21 protein-coding genes are annotated in these 15847 nt (G+C 62.0%); 17 read left to right on the top strand and 4 right to left on the bottom strand.

Going from position 1 to position 15847, the window contains the following annotated elements; all coding sequences use genetic code 11:
- The first annotated feature begins 39 nt into the window (after window positions 1-39).
- The 11 genes from soxX (at window position 40) to VK804_RS03300 (ending at window position 7115) form a co-directional block, all read left to right on the top strand.
- Entirely contained in the window at window positions 40-363 is a 324-nt protein-coding gene (gene soxX / locus VK804_RS03350; RefSeq protein WP_325367930.1) for a sulfur oxidation c-type cytochrome SoxX, read from the top strand.
- 28 nt (window positions 364-391) lie between these two features.
- Window positions 392-883 (top strand): thiosulfate oxidation carrier protein SoxY, encoded by a 492-nt coding sequence (gene soxY / locus VK804_RS03345; RefSeq protein WP_325367806.1) that lies wholly within the window; start codon window positions 392-394, stop codon window positions 881-883.
- Window positions 884-921: 38 nt separating this feature from the next.
- On the top strand, window positions 922-1233 hold the full coding sequence (gene soxZ / locus VK804_RS03340) for a thiosulfate oxidation carrier complex protein SoxZ (protein ID WP_325367804.1): 312 nt from the start codon (window positions 922-924) through the stop codon (window positions 1231-1233).
- A 30-nt stretch (window positions 1234-1263) separates the two neighbouring features.
- Complete coding sequence (gene soxA / locus VK804_RS03335; RefSeq protein WP_414642707.1) at window positions 1264-2109, top strand: sulfur oxidation c-type cytochrome SoxA; 846 nt, start codon at window positions 1264-1266, stop codon at window positions 2107-2109.
- Window positions 2106-2429 carry a hypothetical protein gene (locus tag VK804_RS03330; protein ID WP_325367802.1) on the top strand — a complete coding sequence of 108 codons (324 nt, stop codon included), beginning with the start codon at window positions 2106-2108 and terminating at the stop codon, window positions 2427-2429. The genes soxA and VK804_RS03330 overlap by 4 nt, the downstream gene beginning before the upstream one ends.
- 154 nt (window positions 2430-2583) lie before the next feature.
- Entirely contained in the window at window positions 2584-4332 is a 1749-nt protein-coding gene (soxB, locus tag VK804_RS03325; protein WP_325367800.1) for a thiosulfohydrolase SoxB, read from the top strand.
- Window positions 4329-4802 carry a hypothetical protein gene (locus VK804_RS03320; protein ID WP_414642704.1) on the top strand — a complete coding sequence of 158 codons (474 nt, stop codon included), beginning with the start codon at window positions 4329-4331 and terminating at the stop codon, window positions 4800-4802. Before soxB ends, VK804_RS03320 begins: the two co-directional genes overlap by 4 nt.
- A gap of 84 nt (window positions 4803-4886) precedes the next feature.
- A complete protein-coding gene (locus VK804_RS03315) occupies window positions 4887-5339 on the top strand; it encodes a DsrE family protein (RefSeq protein ID WP_325367798.1) in 453 nt (150 codons plus the stop codon).
- A gap of 35 nt (window positions 5340-5374) precedes the next feature.
- The gene (locus tag VK804_RS03310) at window positions 5375-6415 is read left to right on the top strand and encodes an MBL fold metallo-hydrolase (protein ID WP_325367796.1); all 1041 of its coding nucleotides are present in this window, start codon (window positions 5375-5377) and stop codon (window positions 6413-6415) included.
- A 194-nt stretch (window positions 6416-6609) separates the two neighbouring features.
- Window positions 6610-6846 (top strand): transcriptional regulator, encoded by a 237-nt coding sequence (locus VK804_RS03305; protein WP_325367794.1) that lies wholly within the window; start codon window positions 6610-6612, stop codon window positions 6844-6846.
- Window positions 6843-7115: a hypothetical protein gene (locus tag VK804_RS03300; RefSeq protein WP_325367792.1), complete on the top strand. Its 273-nt coding sequence runs from the start codon at window positions 6843-6845 to the stop codon at window positions 7113-7115. Before VK804_RS03305 ends, VK804_RS03300 begins: the two co-directional genes overlap by 4 nt.
- A gap of 11 nt (window positions 7116-7126) precedes the next feature.
- On the opposite strand, the gene VK804_RS03295 is transcribed toward VK804_RS03300, so the two are convergent.
- Window positions 7127-7369 carry a hypothetical protein gene (locus tag VK804_RS03295; protein ID WP_325367790.1) on the bottom strand — a complete coding sequence of 81 codons (243 nt, stop codon included), beginning with the start codon at window positions 7367-7369 and terminating at the stop codon, window positions 7127-7129.
- A gap of 256 nt (window positions 7370-7625) precedes the next feature.
- On the opposite strand from VK804_RS03295, the gene VK804_RS03290 reads away from it, so the two are divergent.
- Window positions 7626-7781: a hypothetical protein gene (locus VK804_RS03290; RefSeq protein WP_325367788.1), complete on the top strand. Its 156-nt coding sequence runs from the start codon at window positions 7626-7628 to the stop codon at window positions 7779-7781.
- Here VK804_RS03290 and VK804_RS03285 read toward each other — a convergent pair.
- Window positions 7754-9031: an ATP-grasp domain-containing protein gene (locus tag VK804_RS03285; protein ID WP_325367785.1), complete on the bottom strand. Its 1278-nt coding sequence runs from the start codon at window positions 9029-9031 to the stop codon at window positions 7754-7756. The genes VK804_RS03290 and VK804_RS03285 overlap by 28 nt on opposite strands.
- A gap of 174 nt (window positions 9032-9205) precedes the next feature.
- Here VK804_RS03285 and VK804_RS03280 point away from each other — a divergent pair, with 174 nt between their 5' ends.
- Complete coding sequence (locus VK804_RS03280) at window positions 9206-10450, top strand: MFS transporter (RefSeq protein WP_325367783.1); 1245 nt, start codon at window positions 9206-9208, stop codon at window positions 10448-10450.
- Between the two features lie 77 nt (window positions 10451-10527).
- Window positions 10528-12270, top strand: a complete 1743-nt coding sequence (locus VK804_RS03275; protein ID WP_325367781.1) for an N-acyl-D-amino-acid deacylase family protein — start codon at window positions 10528-10530, stop codon at window positions 12268-12270.
- A 166-nt stretch (window positions 12271-12436) separates the two neighbouring features.
- On the opposite strand, the gene VK804_RS03270 is transcribed toward VK804_RS03275, so the two are convergent.
- Complete coding sequence (locus VK804_RS03270; protein ID WP_325367779.1) at window positions 12437-12718, bottom strand: glutathione S-transferase family protein; 282 nt, start codon at window positions 12716-12718, stop codon at window positions 12437-12439.
- Between the two features lie 245 nt (window positions 12719-12963).
- Here VK804_RS03270 and VK804_RS03265 point away from each other — a divergent pair, with 245 nt between their 5' ends.
- Genes VK804_RS03265 through VK804_RS03255 form a run of 3 tightly spaced genes read left to right on the top strand, consistent with a single transcriptional unit; the run spans window position 12964 to window position 15120 of the window.
- Window positions 12964-13980 carry a hypothetical protein gene (locus tag VK804_RS03265; protein ID WP_325367777.1) on the top strand — a complete coding sequence of 339 codons (1017 nt, stop codon included), beginning with the start codon at window positions 12964-12966 and terminating at the stop codon, window positions 13978-13980.
- A gap of 9 nt (window positions 13981-13989) precedes the next feature.
- Entirely contained in the window at window positions 13990-14577 is a 588-nt protein-coding gene (locus VK804_RS03260) for a hypothetical protein (RefSeq protein WP_325367775.1), read from the top strand.
- Between the two features lie 21 nt (window positions 14578-14598).
- Window positions 14599-15120: a hypothetical protein gene (locus VK804_RS03255; RefSeq protein ID WP_325367773.1), complete on the top strand. Its 522-nt coding sequence runs from the start codon at window positions 14599-14601 to the stop codon at window positions 15118-15120.
- 427 nt (window positions 15121-15547) lie between these two features.
- Here the strand turns inward: VK804_RS03255 and VK804_RS03250 are convergent, their stop codons facing one another.
- On the bottom strand, window positions 15548-15826 hold the full coding sequence (locus tag VK804_RS03250) for a hypothetical protein (protein WP_325367771.1): 279 nt from the start codon (window positions 15824-15826) through the stop codon (window positions 15548-15550).
- Window positions 15827-15847: the final 21 nt, after the last annotated feature.

Below are 15847 nucleotides of genomic sequence, written 5' to 3'. Positions count from 1 at the left end.
ACCGATCATCGCTCGACCAGGCCCGTTGCAGCCCTTGCGCTGGCGCTTGCGATCGGCGCGCTCACTTCGTCGAGCCCGGCGCTGGCGCAATCCGGCGTTTCCGAAGGCCAGAAGATCGCGTTCGACCGCGGCAAGGGCAATTGCCTGACCTGCCACGACATCAAGGGCGGCGATCTTCCCGGCACCATCGGGCCCGCACTGAAGGACATCAAGAGCAAGTACCCCGATCGCAACGACCTCGTCGCCATCGTGTCGGACGAAACCAAACGCAATCCGCAGACCGTGATGCCTCCGTTCGGACGAAACCGGATCTTGACCGAGCAGGAGATCAACGCGGTGGTGGATTTCCTGCAGACATTGTGAACGGCAAGCCGCCTCTAGGAGAATTTCGATGAGAACAACCCAAAGCGGCTTTCCGGCCACCCGACGGCTGATCCTGCAGGGCGCCGGCGTGGTCGCGCTGGTCGGCCTCGGCAATCTTCCGTTCGGTCTTGTGCCGGCGTTTGCCGCCAATGACAAATATCCGGAGGACGCGTTCAAGGCGAAGAGCGACACTGACGCCATCAAGGCGCTCTACGGCAAGACCGCCGAACCATCGGACAAGGTCAAGATGGATGCGCCTGAGATCGCCGAGAACGGCGCGGTGGTGCCGATCTCGGTCAGCTCGACATTGCCGGATGTCACCTCGATCTCGATCCTGGTCGCCGAAAATCCCAACGCGCTCGCGGCGTCCTACGTCATTCCGGCTGGCACGCTGCCGAGCGTGGCCAATCGCCTCAAAATGGCCAAGACCACCAACGTGATCGCGGTGGTGGAGGCCGGCGGCAAGCTCTATAGCACAACCAAGGAAGTCAAAGTCACCGTCGGCGGCTGCGGCGGTTGACGCGCATGATCCTGCGCAAGATATAGGGGAGTATTCCGATGGCATCGACCATACGCGTGCGCGCGACTTCGAGCGGCGAGAACACCGAAGTCCAGGCGCTGATCCAGCACCCCATGGACTCCGGCTATGTGAAGGACGCCAAGGGCGAGCTGATCCCGCCGCATTTCATCCAGCAACTGACCTTCGAATATGACGGCAAGGCGGTATTCACAGCGGACTGGGGACCGGCAGTCTCCAAGGACCCCTATGTCAAGTTCGCCTTCAAGGGCGGCAAGAAGGGCGAAGACCTGAAGATCAGCTGGGTCGACAACAAGGGCGCGAGCGACACCACTACGGCGAAGATTCAGTAAGGATTGAAAAGCGTGAACCTGCGATCCGCGATCCAGTTTGGCTTGGCCGCCCTCGCACTGACGGCGTTTGCGTTCGGCGCCGCACCGTCGATCGCCGCGGACACGCCCGATCCAGTTGCGGACGCGAAGGCCTTCCAGAAATATTTCACCGACAGATTCCCCAAGCTGAAGCTGGAAGACTTCGTCAACGGCCCGTATTCGATGAACGAGGACATGCACAGGCAGTGGGAGGAGAAGGAGCAATTCCCGCCCTATGACTTCGGGCTCGACCTCGGCAAGGAGCTGTTTTCAAAACCCTTCAAGAACGGCAAGAGTTATGCCGATTGCTTTGCGAACGGGGGCATCGGCATCCGCCAGAACTATCCTTATTTCGACGAGAAGGAAGGCAAGGTCGTCACGCTCGAACTCGCGCTGAACCGCTGCCGCGAGGCCAATGGCGAGGCGCCGATCTCCTATCTTAAGGACGACATGGCGGCGCTGACCGCCTATATGGCGTTCACCTCGCGCGGCAAGCCGTTCGACATCAAGATCCCCGCCGATCCGCGCGCGCTGGAAGCCTACGACAACGGCAAGCGCTATTTCTACACCCGGCGCGGCCAGCTCAATTTCTCCTGCGCAAGCTGCCATGTGCAGAATCCGGGCGAGCGGATTCGCGCCGAGATCCTCGCGCCCGCGCTCGGTATCCTCAATGCGATGCCGATCTACCGTTCCGAATGGGGTGGCATGGGCACGATCAGCCGGCGCTTCACCACCTGCAACAGCCAGATCCGCGGCGTGCCGCTGGAGCCACAATCCGACGAATATCGCGATCTCGAATATTACCTGTCCTATGTCAGCAACGGATTGCCGATCTCGGGCCCGGGAGCGCGGCCATGAGAAAGGTTGTGCGGGCATCGATCCTCTCGTTGTCATCGGCGTTGCTGATATCAGGCGCGACAGCCGCGTTCGCAGCAAGCTCGGAGACCGATTTCAAGGCCGCCTACGCCGCAGCTGAGGCCGCCAACAAGGAAGCCGGCAGCTTGCGCAATCAATGGACGACTACGGCGGCCACCCTGGCGGATGCCAAGAAGGCCGCGGACAAGGGCGACTTCGACGCGGGGACCGCATCGGCGAAGGAGGCCGAAGCCCTGGCGAAGGCGTCGATCTACCAGGCGACGAGCGAAAAAGACGCCTGGAAGGCGCTCGAAATCCACTGATTTACATTTTCGTCATTGCGAGGAGCGAAGCGACGAAGCAATCCATGACTACAATATCCAGACTATCGATTGCTTCGTGGAGTTTATCATCGGGCGGCGCTTCGCGCCGACCCGTTGGCTCGCGATGACGGTATTTGGCTGCAGAGAACCTCGCATGACCATCCGCCGCCGGGAATTTCTCACGCTTGCGGGCGCCACCGCGCTTTCGCCGGCGCTGCCGCGGTTCGCGCGCGCCGCCGACAGCACCGGCGCCTACGATTTGCCGCGGTTCGGCAATGCGCGCATCCTGCACATGACCGACACCCATGCGCAGCTCAAACCAGTGTATTTCCGCGAGCCGAGCGTCAATCTCGGGATCGGCGCGATGGCAGGCCAACCGCCGCACCTGGTCGGCCGCGCCTTCCTCGACCGCTTCGGCATCAAGCCGGACAGCGCCGACGCCTACGCCTTTACCTTTCTCGATTTTGAGAAAGCCGCCGCCCGCTTCGGCAAGCTCGGCGGGTTTGCGCATCTGAAGACGCTGATCGACCGCTTGCGCAGCGATGCCGGCGCCGGCCGCTCGCTGCTGCTCGACGGCGGCGACCTCTGGCAGGGCACCGGACTCGCCAATACCATGCAGGGCGCCGACATGGTGGAGGCCGCGAATCTGCTCGGCATCGAAGCGATGACCGGCCATTGGGAATTCACCTATGGCGAGGCAGCGCTGCGCGCCAACCTCGAGCGCTTCAAGGGCGAATTCCTGGCCCAAAACGTCTTCCTCACCGAAGAGGCCGCGTTCAACGACGCCAAAGCCTTCGATTCGACTTCGGGGCGCGTGTTCAAGCCCGCGACCATCAAGGAAATCGGCGGATACCGCGTCGCGGTGATCGGGCAGGCCTTTCCCTATGCGCCGATCGCCCACCCCAAGCGCTTCACGCCGGACTGGACGTTTGGCATTCGCGACGATGAGTTGCAGAAACTGGTGAACGGCCTGCGCAACAACGACAAGGTCGATGCCGTGGTGCTGCTGTCGCATAACGGCATGGATGTCGATCTCAAGCTCGCCAGCCGCGTCACCGGCATCGACGTCATCCTCGGCGGCCATACCCACGACGCGGTGCCGCAGCCGATTCCCGTGACCAATGCCGGCGGCACCACGCTCGTCACCAATGCCGGCTCATCCGGAAAATTCCTCGCCGTGCTCGATCTCGACCTCGCAAAGGGCCGCCTCGCCGATCTGCGCTACCGGCTGCTGCCAGTCTTCTCGGAATTGCTCAAGCCTGATGCGGCGATGTCGGCGCTGATCGACAAGGTGCGCGAGCCGCAGGCCGCTGTTTATGCGGAGAAGATCGCAACCGCCGACCGGCTGCTATATCGCCGCGGCAATTTCGGCGGCAGCGTCGACCAATTGATCTGCGACGCGTTACGCAGCGAATTCGACGCCGAGATCGCGCTGTCGCCGGGCTTCCGCTGGGGCAACAGTATGCTGCCGGGCCAGCCGGTGACGATGGAAGATGTGCTGACCGAGACCGCCATCACCTATCCCGAGACCTACCTGCAGGCCATGACCGGGGGCCAGATCAAGGACCTCCTCGAAGACGTCTGCGACAATCTGTTCAACGCCGATCCCTATTACCAGCAGGGCGGCGACATGGTCCGCGTCGGCGGCTTTGCCTATACCTGCACGCCGGCGGAATCCGTCGGCCGGCGCATTTCCGATCTCACGCTCGACAACGGCCATCAGCTGGAAGCCGGCAAGAGCTACAAGGTCGCCGGATGGGCCTCCGTCAACGCGCAGCAGGGCAAGCCGGTGTGGGATGTATTTGCCGGCCATCTGCGCTCGGGCAAGCTGGCCGACCAGCGCGGCACCGGCGTCAACCTGAAGGGCGTCGACAACAATCCGGGCATGGCGGGACAGGGATGATGGATTTTTCCGGATATCGGAGGTCGATCCTGCTCGTTTTCGGCGTCGCCGCGATCGCGGCCATGCTCACCCCGCTCGCAAAGGCCCAGCCGGCGCCGCTGCCTGAAAAGCCGTTCGCCGAACACCGCATCGCGTTGCAGCTTTCCGACGACGACCCGAAGAAGCAGAGCCTCGTGATCAGCGTCGCTTACAATCTGCTGAAGGCCTATGATCCCGACAAGGTCGCGATCGAGGTGGTGGCGTTCGGCCCGGGGATCGATTTATTGCGGACGGAGAATGCCAATCGCAAGCTGGTCGAGAGCCTGGTCGCACAGGGCGTGCGCTTCGACGTCTGCCTGAACACGCTGGACACCATCGAGCGCAATACCGGCAAGCGGCCGGACATCATCGGAGCGGCAACGCCGGTCCAGGTAGGCGTCGGGCAAATTCTTTCGCTGACCGAAAACGGCTATACCCTGGTTCGACCATGAACGTCATTGCGAGCCAACGGGGCGGCGCTTTGCGCTGACCCGTTGGCTCGCAATGACGGAAGCCTATTATAGAGGAGTTCTTGTATGCGCGACTTTCTTCGCTTGGCCGCCGTGTTGCTAACGTCGGTTTTCCTTACGTCACCTGCCCTCGCCGCCGACGGCAAATCGCACCACATCGCCATCCAGATCGACCAGAACGATCCGCAGGTCATGAATCTGGCGCTCAACAACGTCAACGCCGTGATCGAATATTATCGCGCCAGGAACGAGGACGTCGATATCGATGTCGTCGCCTACGGCCCCGGCCTGCATATGCTGCGGTCCGACACCTCACCGGTGCAAGACCGCATCAAGCGGCTCAAGGACATGGTGTTTCCCGGCAAGATCCAGTTCTCCGCCTGCAACAACACCAGGCAAGGCATGGAGAAGGCCGAGGGGCATCCGATTCCGATCGTGGCGGATGCCACCGTCGTCCCCTCCGGCGTGGTCCATCTGATGGAATTGCAGGAGCAGGGCTGGAGTTATGTGAGGCCGTAGCCCATTGTCGGGCATCGATTCGCGGGCGCTTTGCCATGATCTTTCGCCAGCTGTTCGACAGCGTTTCGGGAACCTACAGCTATCTGATGGCCAGCCGCGCCGGCGGCGAGGCACTGATCCTCGATCCCGTGCTGGAGAAGGTCGACCGCTACTGCCAGCTGTTGCGCGAGCTCGATCTGAAACTGGTCAAGGCGATCGACACCCATTTGCATGCCGATCATGTCACCGGCCTCGGCGAACTGCGCGACCGCACCCACTGCGTCACCATCATGGGCGAGCAGAGCATGGCCGACGTGGTGGCGATGCGGGTCAGCGAGGGCGACAAGGTGACGATCGAGGGCATCACGCTGGATGTGATGTACACGCCCGGCCACACCGACGATTCCTATAGCTACCTGATGGGCGACCGGGTGTTCACCGGCGACACGCTGTTGATCCGCGGCACCGGCCGCACCGATTTCCAGAACGGCAGCGCGCGGGCGCAATATGATTCGATCTTCAATCGGCTCTTGAAACTGCCCGACGAAACCATAGTGTTTCCCGCCCATGACTACAAGGGCGACACCGTCTCCACCATCGGCGAGGAGAAGCGCTTCAATCCGCGGCTGCAGGCGCGCTCGGTCGATGAATATGTCGAGCTGATGGGCAATCTGAAATTGCCCAATCCGAAGATGATGGACGTCGCTGTCCCGGCCAACATGCATGTCGGACTGCATCAGGACGATCTGGCCAAACAAGGCCTCGCCCTGACCGCGCGCGAGGGCATCGACAGTCTCGGCCGGCCGGATATTTTGCTGGTCGATCTCAGGGAAGCCAGCGAGCGCGCCAAGCACGGCATGCTGCCGGGTGCGCTGCATGCGCCATACCCTTCGATCGGCGAGAGCCTGAAACCCGGCGGCATGCTGCGCGAGGTTGCCGCCGCGACCGGGCGCCGCATCGTGTTCTTCTGCGCCTTCGGTGAGCGTTCCGCGATGGCGGTCGCCGCCGCCAAGGAGGCGGGCCTTGCCAAGTCAGCCCACATCGCCGGCGGGATCGATGCCTGGAAAAAGGCCGGCGGCCCGGTCCTGACCGGGTGATCCCGGACGACCTGGTGCGTTCGGTGCCGATCCGGCCCCAAAATGACCGCCCTTCACCACGATTGCGGATTCCGTCTCAAAACCAGCGCTTTTCCCGCGCAAACCGGGCTAAAATCGCCCCCTGCCCCGCGATGCATGGTAGGATCGGGCAACAGGCCGTCGCAATGCGCGCCCCGTCAATCCAGAGGCAAGTGATGAGTGACGAACCGAAAAGCCCCGCCGAGTTGAAGGAGATCAGGCTGAACCGAAAGCTCGCCCAGGATGCCGAAGGCATCAAGGCGATGGCGGAGATCGCGGCGGCCGACGTCGCGATCCGCAAGCGGACGGCCGATCTGCGCGCGCTGCGGCTGGCCAAGGAAGCCGCCGATCGCGACCGGCCGGCGGAACCCAAGGCCAAAGCCAGGCCGAAGAAAAAGAAGACCATCTTATGACAAAAGACGATCGCAACCGCGCCGACGCGCGCTTCAACAAGGCCAAGCTTGCCAAACCCGGCAGGTCCGAACACGATCTCGCCACCAAAGCGGTCCTCGACAACATGGCGAAATTGAAGGCGCTGCGGCTGGCGCGCGAAGCCGCCGAGCCGCCACGCCCCGCGGTGGTCAAAAAGAGCAGCAGCAAATCAAGGAAGAAACCGGACGAAAAAGCGCCGGCACTGGCGGATTGGCTGGCGGGCCAGCAAAGCGGCGGACGCCGGACTTGATCCCAGGTTGACTAAGCCGGCATCGGCCACGGCACCATCGATCGCGTCTTGGTCACGGCGTCGTAGACCTGCACCTGCAGCATCGGGAACTGATTCTTCAACGCCACTCCGGTCTCCTCGGCGGCTTCGACGGTGTCGTGGTGCGACTTGAAGTGACCATCCACCACCAGCGAGTAGCCTGATGTCGGCGCCTTGTCGGCGCGAAGGATCTTGCGTGGCGCCTGTTCTTCGGTATCCAGCTTCGGTTTCTTCATATCGGCTCCCGGATCATGATCCGATTGCATCGGATCATGCCCTCATCTTGTTTGAGCATGACGCTATCGGAAACCCGGTTCCCACTCTTCCGGATCACGCTCGGGTTGCGCCTCGCTTTACACTGAACGGTGGAAAAAGGCAGGAAAGAATCGTCGAGTGGGGCTAATATCGCGGGCAAAGGCAGTCAGATTGAGGTCGCCGCGTCAGCTGACGATTTCACCCGCGTGCCTCGATTCGTCGATCAAGGGGAAGAGCATGGGTCAAACCGGCAAAAAGGGTGAGCTTCCCAAAAAGGACGAGAAGGAGTCGAAGAAATCGCCGGCAAAACCGGTCGAGGACGAAGACTATGAGGATGGCGACATCGCCACGCCGAAGCGCGATCGCTATGGCACCGACGACGAACCCTTGTAAAAATCATCGCTCTCGATCTGCCGGATGCTGGTTCGATCGAGCAGATGCGCGCCCCAGCCGCTGCGCGCTAACGAAGCCGCGCGCTTCGGTGCGGCGAGCAGAACCATCGCAAGCATCGACAGCGGCACCGCGCTGAGCCAATCCAGCCGCACCGGCGTCAGTTCCTCGGTGCTGTCGGTATAGGCGCCGCTGCCGGCAAACAGCCGTCCGCACTCGCCAAGCATTTCGCGCCGCGTGCCGCCGCGTGACGCACGGCCGAGCAGCGCCTGCATGGCGAGATGCGTTCGCACCCCTGCGCGGCCGTTGGCCACAGCCTGCGGCGTTTCGCCCAGCGAGACCTTCAGCAGCAGGCCGACCAGATCGACGCCGGCAAGATAGGCGCTCATCGGCTCGACCAGGCGCGGATTGCAATCGATCAGGAGCGGCATGGCGTCATCATCGGGCAGGATGGTATCGACCGACAACGCGCCATGCCAGGCGAGCTCTTCGCCGATCGCAGCGAGCATCGCGCGTGTGCGCGGCCTCTCGACACCCTGCTTGATCGCCTCGCCGCCGCCGGCGCCGGCGGCGATCTGCCGGTAGACGTGAAACCCGAGCAGACGGCCGCGGCAAAACACGGCTTGCGCCTTCTCCGTCGCGCCGGAGACAAGGTCCTGCACCAGCACTTCGCCCTCGAACGCGCCGCTCGCGTTCAACGCTCGCAGCGCCCCCTCAAGGTCGCGCTCGTTGCGCACGAACCAGACCCCGCGGCTCGCGGTACCGATGGAGGTCTTGACGACGCAGGGAAATCCTATCGCGGCCACCAACTCGGCTTCGGAGGTGACGATCCGCGTCGCCGGCTGCGGCAGGCTCAACTGGTCGAGCAGCCGGCTGAATCCGGCCTTGCCGTGCGCGATGCGGTAGTTGGCAAAACCCGGCAGCGCCAGCCCGACACGATCCGCAAGTCGCTCCTGAACGCGTGCAAACAGGAACCCCTGTTCATGGGTCGGCAGCAGCACGTCGAAATGCCGTGCGATCAATAACCGCTCGACGAATCGGAGAAAGCCGGCGGGATCGTCCCGCAATCCCGGACAATGATGAAACTTGCGCACGAAGCGCGAGAATCTCGCGAGGCACCAAGGACTGGGATCGCAGACCTCGACGAGATGCCCCGACAATCCCAAAATCGTGATCGCCTCCCGCGCCGAGGTGCTGTTTCCCTCGGAAACCAGCACCCGCAGCGGTTTTGTGACTTGCGCGGCAACAGTCATGCCGGATCATCCCTACCTCCGGCACTTTGTCTCTCAATTTAACGGCGTATTCCAGCTTTCCCGGCACTCCCGGCGAGGGCTGCCATGCAGCGGTATTCATGGACAAATAACCGCTAGCCGGTATTTTCGGCAACGCCCTGCCGGGCGTTCATTCAAACGGGGTTTTCCGACACGATGGTCGACGTTCTCGCCGCACCGCAACAAGAAGCGAAGGCGGATTCCTCGCTGCGCACCCTGGTGCTGATTTCGACCGCCCATTGGGTCAGCCATTTCCATCTGCTGGTGCTGCCGATGCTGTTCCTGTTTCTCAGGGCACAGCTCGGCGTCGGTTATATCGAGCTCGGCTTCGCGATTACCGTATTCGGCGTCGTATCCGCCCTGACACAGGTCCCGGTCGGCTACCTCGCCGATCATATCGGCGCGCGCAAAGTCCTGCTGATGGGTCTCGTGCTCGGCGGCTTCGCGCTGATCATGCTCGGAATGCATCTCAGCTACGCCTGGCTGATCGCGAGCGCGGCGCTGCTTGGCGTTGCCAACAGCGTCTATCATCCGGCCGATTATGCGATCCTGGCGGCGCATATGGACGAGACGCGGATGGGTCGCGCCTTCTCGATCCACACCTTTGCCGGCTTCCTCGGTGGTGCAATGGCGCCCGCCATCATGGGCGTGCTGGTTGCAACTATCGGAGGCCTCGGCGCCCTGATGGTGGCAGGCGCCATCGGACTGCTTGTCGCGCTGCTGCTGCTCGTCATGGGCATCCCCGACGCCAGCGCCAAAGACCGCGTCGGCGCCGACGGCTCGCACCCGCCGCGGCAGAGCATCCTCACACCGACGCTGATCGTGCTGACAATCTTTTTCATGCTGCTCGGCCTCTCCAATGCGGGGATCTCCAGTTTCGGCATCGTCGCCCTGACGACCGGCTACGGCGTGACATACTCCTCGGCGAACACGGCGCTGACCTTCTATCTCGCCGCCAGCGCCATCGGCGTGTTGGCCGGCGGCGTTCTGGCCGACCGCACCCAGCGGCACGGCCAGGTCGCGGCCGCCTGTTTCGCCGTCAACGCGGTCGTCGTGCTGATCATTGCGGCCTTCGCCTTGCCGTCGCTGCTGCTGACGGCGCTGATGGCGATGGCCGGCTTCCTCGGCGGCGTGATCGCGCCATCACGCGACATGCTGGTGCGGGACGCCGCCCCTCCGGGCGCGGCCGGCCGGGCTTTCGGCATCGTCTCCACCGGGTTCAACGTCAGCGGCATCATCGGTCCGCTGCTGTTCGGCTGGATCATGGACCAGGGCGCGCCGCATTGGGTGTTCGGCGGCTCCGTACTGTTCATGATCCTCACGGTGGTGTTGTCGTTGGTCACCGATCGCGGTCCGCGGGAGCGCCGCCAAGCGCTCGATAGCGGGCTGATGCAGCCCTGAACCTCGCCCGCACCGGTTGACAGGTCAGCGGGACAACCGATGATGCCGTCGACAAATCAAACCCGAGGTGAATTGCCATGGCCAATAAGCCAGATCTCGTGATTCGCGGCGGCACCGTTGCCGACGGGCTTGGCGGCGAGCTGTTCGAAGCCGACGTGGCAATCACCGACGGCCGCATCAGCGAAGTCGGCCGTGTCGCTGGCCATGGCAAGGAAGAGATCGACGCCAAGGGCAAACTGGTCGCGCCGGGCTTTGTCGACGTTCACACCCATTATGACGGCCAGGTCACCTGGAGCCACGACATCACGCCCTCGTCACAGAATGGCGTGACCACGGCGGTGATGGGCAATTGCGGGGTCGGATTCGCGCCCTGCCGTCCCTCCGATCACGTCCGGCTGATCCAGTTGATGGAAGGCGTCGAGGACATCCCCGAGCCGGTGCTGAGCGCCGGCATTCCCTGGGCCTGGGAAAGTTTTCCGGATTACATGGACTGGCTGTCCAAGCGGCAATTCGACATGGACATCGGCGCGCAACTGCCGCACGCGGCGCTGCGGGTCTATGTCATGGGCGAGCGCGGTTCGCGGCGCGATCCCTCGACGGCGGACGATAACAAGGCGATGGCGGCTCTCGCCGGCGACGCGGTCCGCGCCGGCGCGCTGGGCTTTTCGACCTCGCGCACGCTCAATCACCGCACCTCGACCGGCGATTACACACCGACCTTGAAGGCCGGCGAGGACGAGTTGACCGCGATCGCGGGCGCGATGCACGGCGCCGGTCGCAGCGTGTTCCAGTTCGTGCTGGATCTGTCGACCATCCACGAAGACCTGCCGATGATGTTGCGGGTGGCCGAAAACACCAAAATCCCGGTGACGTTCTCGGTCACGCAGAACGACAAGGCGCCGCAGCGCTGGCGCCAGACCTTCGACACCATTGCGGAAGCCTCGAAGCGCGGCCTGTCGATCACCACCCAGATCGCCGCGCGCCCGGTCGGGCTGATGCTCGGGCTCGAGCTGTCGCGCAACCCGTTCCAGACCCATCCGAGCTACCAGGCGATCGCCCATCTGCCGCTGGCGGAGCGGGTGAAGCGGATGCGCCAGCCGGAGATGCGCGCCGCCATCCTCGGCGAACACGCGACCTCGACCGACGATCCGCTGTTCTTCCGGCCGAACTACGACAAGATGTATCTGCTCGGCAATCCGCCGGACTACGAACAGCCGCTGGAAAATGCGCTCGGGCCGCAGGCGCGCCGCCAGGGCCGGCAGCCGGAAGAACTGGCCTATGACGCCATGCTCGCGGACGAAGGCCGCGGCATGCTCTATGTGACATTCCTCAATTACGTCGACGGCAATCTCGATGCGACCCGCGAGATGCTGAGTGCTCCGCATTCGGTGCCCGGATTGAGCGACGGCGGTGCGCATTGCGGTATCATCTGCGACGCGAGCTTCCCGACCTTTCTGCTGACGCACTGGACGCGCGACCGCAAGCGCGGCGAAAAGCTGTCGATCCCCTTCGTAGTGGCGGCGCAGTCGCGCAAGACCGCGCTCTCGGTCGGCCTACTGGATCGCGGCGTGATCGCGCCCGGCTACAAGGCCGACGTCAACATCATCGACTACGACAGACTGCATCTGCATCCACCGAAGGTGCATTACGACCTCCCGGTCGGCGGCCGGCGCCTGATGCAGCAGGTCGACGGCTATGATGCCACCATCGTCTCCGGCGTGGTGACGCGGCGCGGCGGCGCGGCCACCGGCGCGCGACCGGGCCGCCTGGTGCGCGGCGCGAAAGGCAGCCAGCCCCAGTTTGGCGCGGCGGCGAGCTAGTACGCTGCAGCCGAGATACTCTGGAGCATAATGTGCTGCAGTTGGATCGATTCGTCCCGCAAGGCAGGGCCTGGACAAAAAATCGCGAAAACAACCCCATGCAAAGTAGAGTGCACCCCCGCTAGCAGCACTCTTCCTGCGCGGCGTCTGGGGCGGGAGAACGTCGCTACCCCAATCTCATCCCGATGTAGGCGGTGCGGACCACCCGGACCGGCGGAGTCGATCCCACGCCTATGAGTTCGTATGGCAACTTCCAACCCGGCAGCGCTGCGAGGCGCTGGCGCCAAGCATCGATAGCCGGAAAATCGGCGGTGGTGTCGAAACCTGTCTCCTCCGGTGGGTAATACACGTAGCCCGCCAGGGAGAAATCCGCGATGGTCGGCTTATTGCCAAGCACGAAGGCGCGATCGACCAGATGCTTCTCGGCAATAGCAAAGCTCGCCTGCACGCGCGCAGGAACGACAGGATCGCCGGATGCACCGGGTCCGGCGTCAATGAATATTGAAACCGATGCATCGCATAATTGTTCGTGAACTTGTGATTGTCGAACAATATCCAGCGTAGCGCCTCGAAGCGCTCGTCGTCGCCGGCGGTCGCGAACCCGCTACGCTAACCCAACGTCGGCATTGCTGCAATGAACGCTTGCGCGTCCGCTGCGCCCCGCTACGATTGCCAGCGGGGAGCGTCACAACCATGAGGCATCTTCTGCTCGCAACCGTCGTGGCATTGGCCTTGCTGAGCCCGGCGCACGCCGCGTCACCCAACTCAACAGTGGGCTCGCCCGGCATTGCAAAGATATGCCTCACAGACAGCGACGTTCATCTCAGGCCCAAAGAAGAAATTGTCATTCCGGCGACAACTGTCTTCGAGGACGATGGGCCAAACACCGGGAAGCCCGAGGACCCGTCAACATGGGGCTATGAAGTCAAAGAGGGCTTCAAGTTTCGCGCTCAATTTTTGACTTTAACAGCGGTCTCGCTGCGGCAGAGCAAACCATGCGCAGAAGCAAAGGTGCAAATGCTGACCGGCGCAGGCGGGACCGAAGCAATGAAACGCTCCTCGGATAATCATGTTTTCGTCATCGACGATGTGCTCGACTACCCCATCCCCACGGTGCGGCCTCCGATTGAGATTGGCAAATTGATTGACGACATCAGTGTTGAAGCCATCTTGACTACTGATGTTACTCAAGCAATCGCTCGACCCGAGCCGACCTCACTCGACGATGCGGCAAAAGCTGCGAACTGTCTCGCTGGCGCTAAGAAGCTTGCCGCGTACCTTGGAGGCGGGACGGGGCAGCAGAGAAGCATGAACGTCGAGATCGCCCACGTTGGAGCCGATAATGTGACGTACGGCTGTCCATTCGGTCCGAAGCAGAAGCCCGACTTTGCAGTCTATTGGGATGGAAGGGCACGGCCATCGCCCAACACTGTTGCTCTTATCGCCAAGGGCGGCGAGTTTGTAACGGGAGCCACTCGCGCGGAGATCATAGCCGAAACGTCGGCATGCGTCGCCGACGCGCTCAAGCCGAACGCGGCCGAAATTGCTGACCGGGAAATCCGTGGCGTCAAGATTGAATGCCAAGCTTTCGCGCGCGACGGTAGCGGCGGGAGTGTCACGATCTATCGACGCTTTGGTCCTCATCCAGCGTCACCTGAAATTTCCGACAAGGCGACAAATGCCGCCGATCAATTGTCACGCGGGAAATGAGAGGGATGTATGAGAGCACTCTTTATATTGGTCGCTGTAGTCGCTGGCGTTCACGTCGCCAGAGCGGAAGATGCCGCGCCTAGCCGCATCGATGCGATCACCAAATCGACGAGGGACATGATGCCAGCGGTCCCCTCTTTGCCGTCGCTGTCTCTGCCGTCGATGCCCGATCTTTCGATGCCGGATTTTTCCGATGCGACGGGCAGGCTCATGACCGAATTTAATTCGTTCACGCAACAGATAGGCGATACGCTGCCGATCTTGGAAGCGATGGGCTATGAAGTGGTGACGTTCAAGGTCACTTGGGGCTTGCCGCCGAGGGCGAGGCTGCGACTGCGATCTAAAGGCGATACTGATATGATCAAGGTAACGGCGATTGCCGCTAAAGCGCCCAACGGTGGCATGTTGGCGAACGCACTGATAAGCAGCGCGGTGACGACCAAGAGAATACAGAGCAACATGAAGTTAGGAACGGCAATTCTAGACGTTGATTTCGCCGTGCCGCCGAGGGTCAATATGAAATTTGTGAGCGCCAAGTCCACCGATAGGGACGAGAGCACACGCGATGCTGACGAACTTGAGGTGTCCTGCAAATAGCGAATGCTGGGGGAGGGGAAATTGGCTTGGCTTGCACTCACAAAGAAATCCCAAATCCGGAAAATTGCGCTTTTAGAGTTTAAGCACTTACTGAATATTTTGGAGAACACGTCCGGCATGCCGCCGGACTTCTTTGATGATCCCTACGTCGTAGGCTTTTTCTTTGGCTACACGATGGGTGTCGGCGCTTACGTTGGCGGCAAAGCTGTAAAGCCGACTGACGTGAACTCCGCTTGGGTCGATATGATTTTTGAGCTTGTGCCAGATCGGGGGCTCATCGTTGCCAAGAAGTTTGCCGAGTGGTCGGCCTCGCGCGAGCCATCTTTCGACGAAGGCGAGAACAATGGCACCTTGTTTGCGCTGTACTCCTACAAGGCCGCGCGACTAGATGACAACCCGATCATTATTGAAGCCCAACTCAAGGCCGAAGCGATGGCCCCCATGTGGGAAAAGCTGAACCAAAATCCCGACGAGCATTCACGGGTGATGAGCGCGCTTCGCAATATGCTTTTCTGGGACCGCATCAACCACCGGGAAGCCTAACCGTTGAGTACGCTCCAAACCATTTTTGATTGGGCACCGCTCGTGGTCGGGTTGACTACGTTCTTTTCAATTTTTGTCTTTGCCCCGCTTGGCATTTTTCGTCTTACGCGCTCATTCGCGGGCGGTGCGCTGGTCTTCGCATCGTACGTGTTTGGCTTAATTCTGTGGGTCTATGGGGCTATTGCGACTTTTCTCTATTGGGGATGGCTGGGACTGATCATTGGCCTCGTGATCGTTGGCGTGGGTGTTGTCCCGATGGGATTTCTTGCGCTCGCACTACGATTCCAATGGGAATGGCTCGCAAATCTTGGCTTGCTGTTGGCTTCCATGGTCGGCAGCCGCTTACTCGGGCTTTGGTATATCGCAAGGCAGACCGGGAGCATAGCAGGGGCTAGCCTCTTGGCGTGCTCCCTGCGACCATGGCCGCCTAGCCCGGCTGCCGATATGGCTGGCGCTGCGCTTTGCGATGCTCTTCCCATGCCGCCGCGTCGTGCTCGTGAGGCTCGCGGGCCTCTTCTGTTTGATTGTTACTATCGGCCATGTAATCACCTTTTCGACTGAGGCACGCCATTAATGGATCGTCGCCACGACCGCACAAACATGGTCGCACCAGAGCTTTCCAAGCGGCGGCCATGTCGGCGGCATAGGCGAAGCGGTTATAGATGCCAGCGACGCCGGGCATATGGTTGAGGCACCGCTCAATCATCAGGCCGGAGACGCCAAGCCT

Origin of the sequence: Bradyrhizobium sp. (assembly GCF_035484855.1) — a bacterium.
Taxonomy (GTDB): Bacteria; Pseudomonadota; Alphaproteobacteria; order Rhizobiales; family Xanthobacteraceae; genus Bradyrhizobium.
The sequence above is the reverse complement of the archived record's forward strand: the minus strand, read 5'-3'. Positions and strand labels throughout refer to the sequence as shown.

Bases quoted from the DNA above. Each gene is read 5' to 3' on its own strand.
- soxY (WP_325367806.1), top strand. From the start codon at position 392: ATGAGAACAACCCAAAGCGGCTTTCCGGCCACCCGACGGCTGATCCTG.
- soxZ (WP_325367804.1), top strand. From the start codon at position 922: ATGGCATCGACCATACGCGTGCGCGCGACTTCGAGCGGCGAGAACACC.
- VK804_RS03330 (WP_325367802.1), top strand. From the start codon at position 2,106: ATGAGAAAGGTTGTGCGGGCATCGATCCTCTCGTTGTCATCGGCGTTG.
- soxB (WP_325367800.1), top strand. From the start codon at position 2,584: ATGACCATCCGCCGCCGGGAATTTCTCACGCTTGCGGGCGCCACCGCG.
- VK804_RS03320 (WP_414642704.1), top strand. From the start codon at position 4,329: ATGATGGATTTTTCCGGATATCGGAGGTCGATCCTGCTCGTTTTCGGC.
- VK804_RS03315 (WP_325367798.1), top strand. From the start codon at position 4,887: ATGCGCGACTTTCTTCGCTTGGCCGCCGTGTTGCTAACGTCGGTTTTC.
- VK804_RS03310 (WP_325367796.1), top strand. From the start codon at position 5,375: ATGATCTTTCGCCAGCTGTTCGACAGCGTTTCGGGAACCTACAGCTAT.
- VK804_RS03305 (WP_325367794.1), top strand. From the start codon at position 6,610: ATGAGTGACGAACCGAAAAGCCCCGCCGAGTTGAAGGAGATCAGGCTG.
- VK804_RS03300 (WP_325367792.1), top strand. From the start codon at position 6,843: ATGACAAAAGACGATCGCAACCGCGCCGACGCGCGCTTCAACAAGGCC.
- VK804_RS03295 (WP_325367790.1), bottom strand. From the start codon at position 7,369: ATGAAGAAACCGAAGCTGGATACCGAAGAACAGGCGCCACGCAAGATC.
- VK804_RS03290 (WP_325367788.1), top strand. From the start codon at position 7,626: ATGGGTCAAACCGGCAAAAAGGGTGAGCTTCCCAAAAAGGACGAGAAG.
- VK804_RS03285 (WP_325367785.1), bottom strand. From the start codon at position 9,031: ATGACTGTTGCCGCGCAAGTCACAAAACCGCTGCGGGTGCTGGTTTCC.
- VK804_RS03280 (WP_325367783.1), top strand. From the start codon at position 9,206: ATGGTCGACGTTCTCGCCGCACCGCAACAAGAAGCGAAGGCGGATTCC.
- VK804_RS03275 (WP_325367781.1), top strand. From the start codon at position 10,528: ATGGCCAATAAGCCAGATCTCGTGATTCGCGGCGGCACCGTTGCCGAC.
- VK804_RS03265 (WP_325367777.1), top strand. From the start codon at position 12,964: ATGAGGCATCTTCTGCTCGCAACCGTCGTGGCATTGGCCTTGCTGAGC.
- VK804_RS03260 (WP_325367775.1), top strand. From the start codon at position 13,990: ATGAGAGCACTCTTTATATTGGTCGCTGTAGTCGCTGGCGTTCACGTC.
- VK804_RS03250 (WP_325367771.1), bottom strand. From the start codon at position 15,826: ATGATTGAGCGGTGCCTCAACCATATGCCCGGCGTCGCTGGCATCTAT.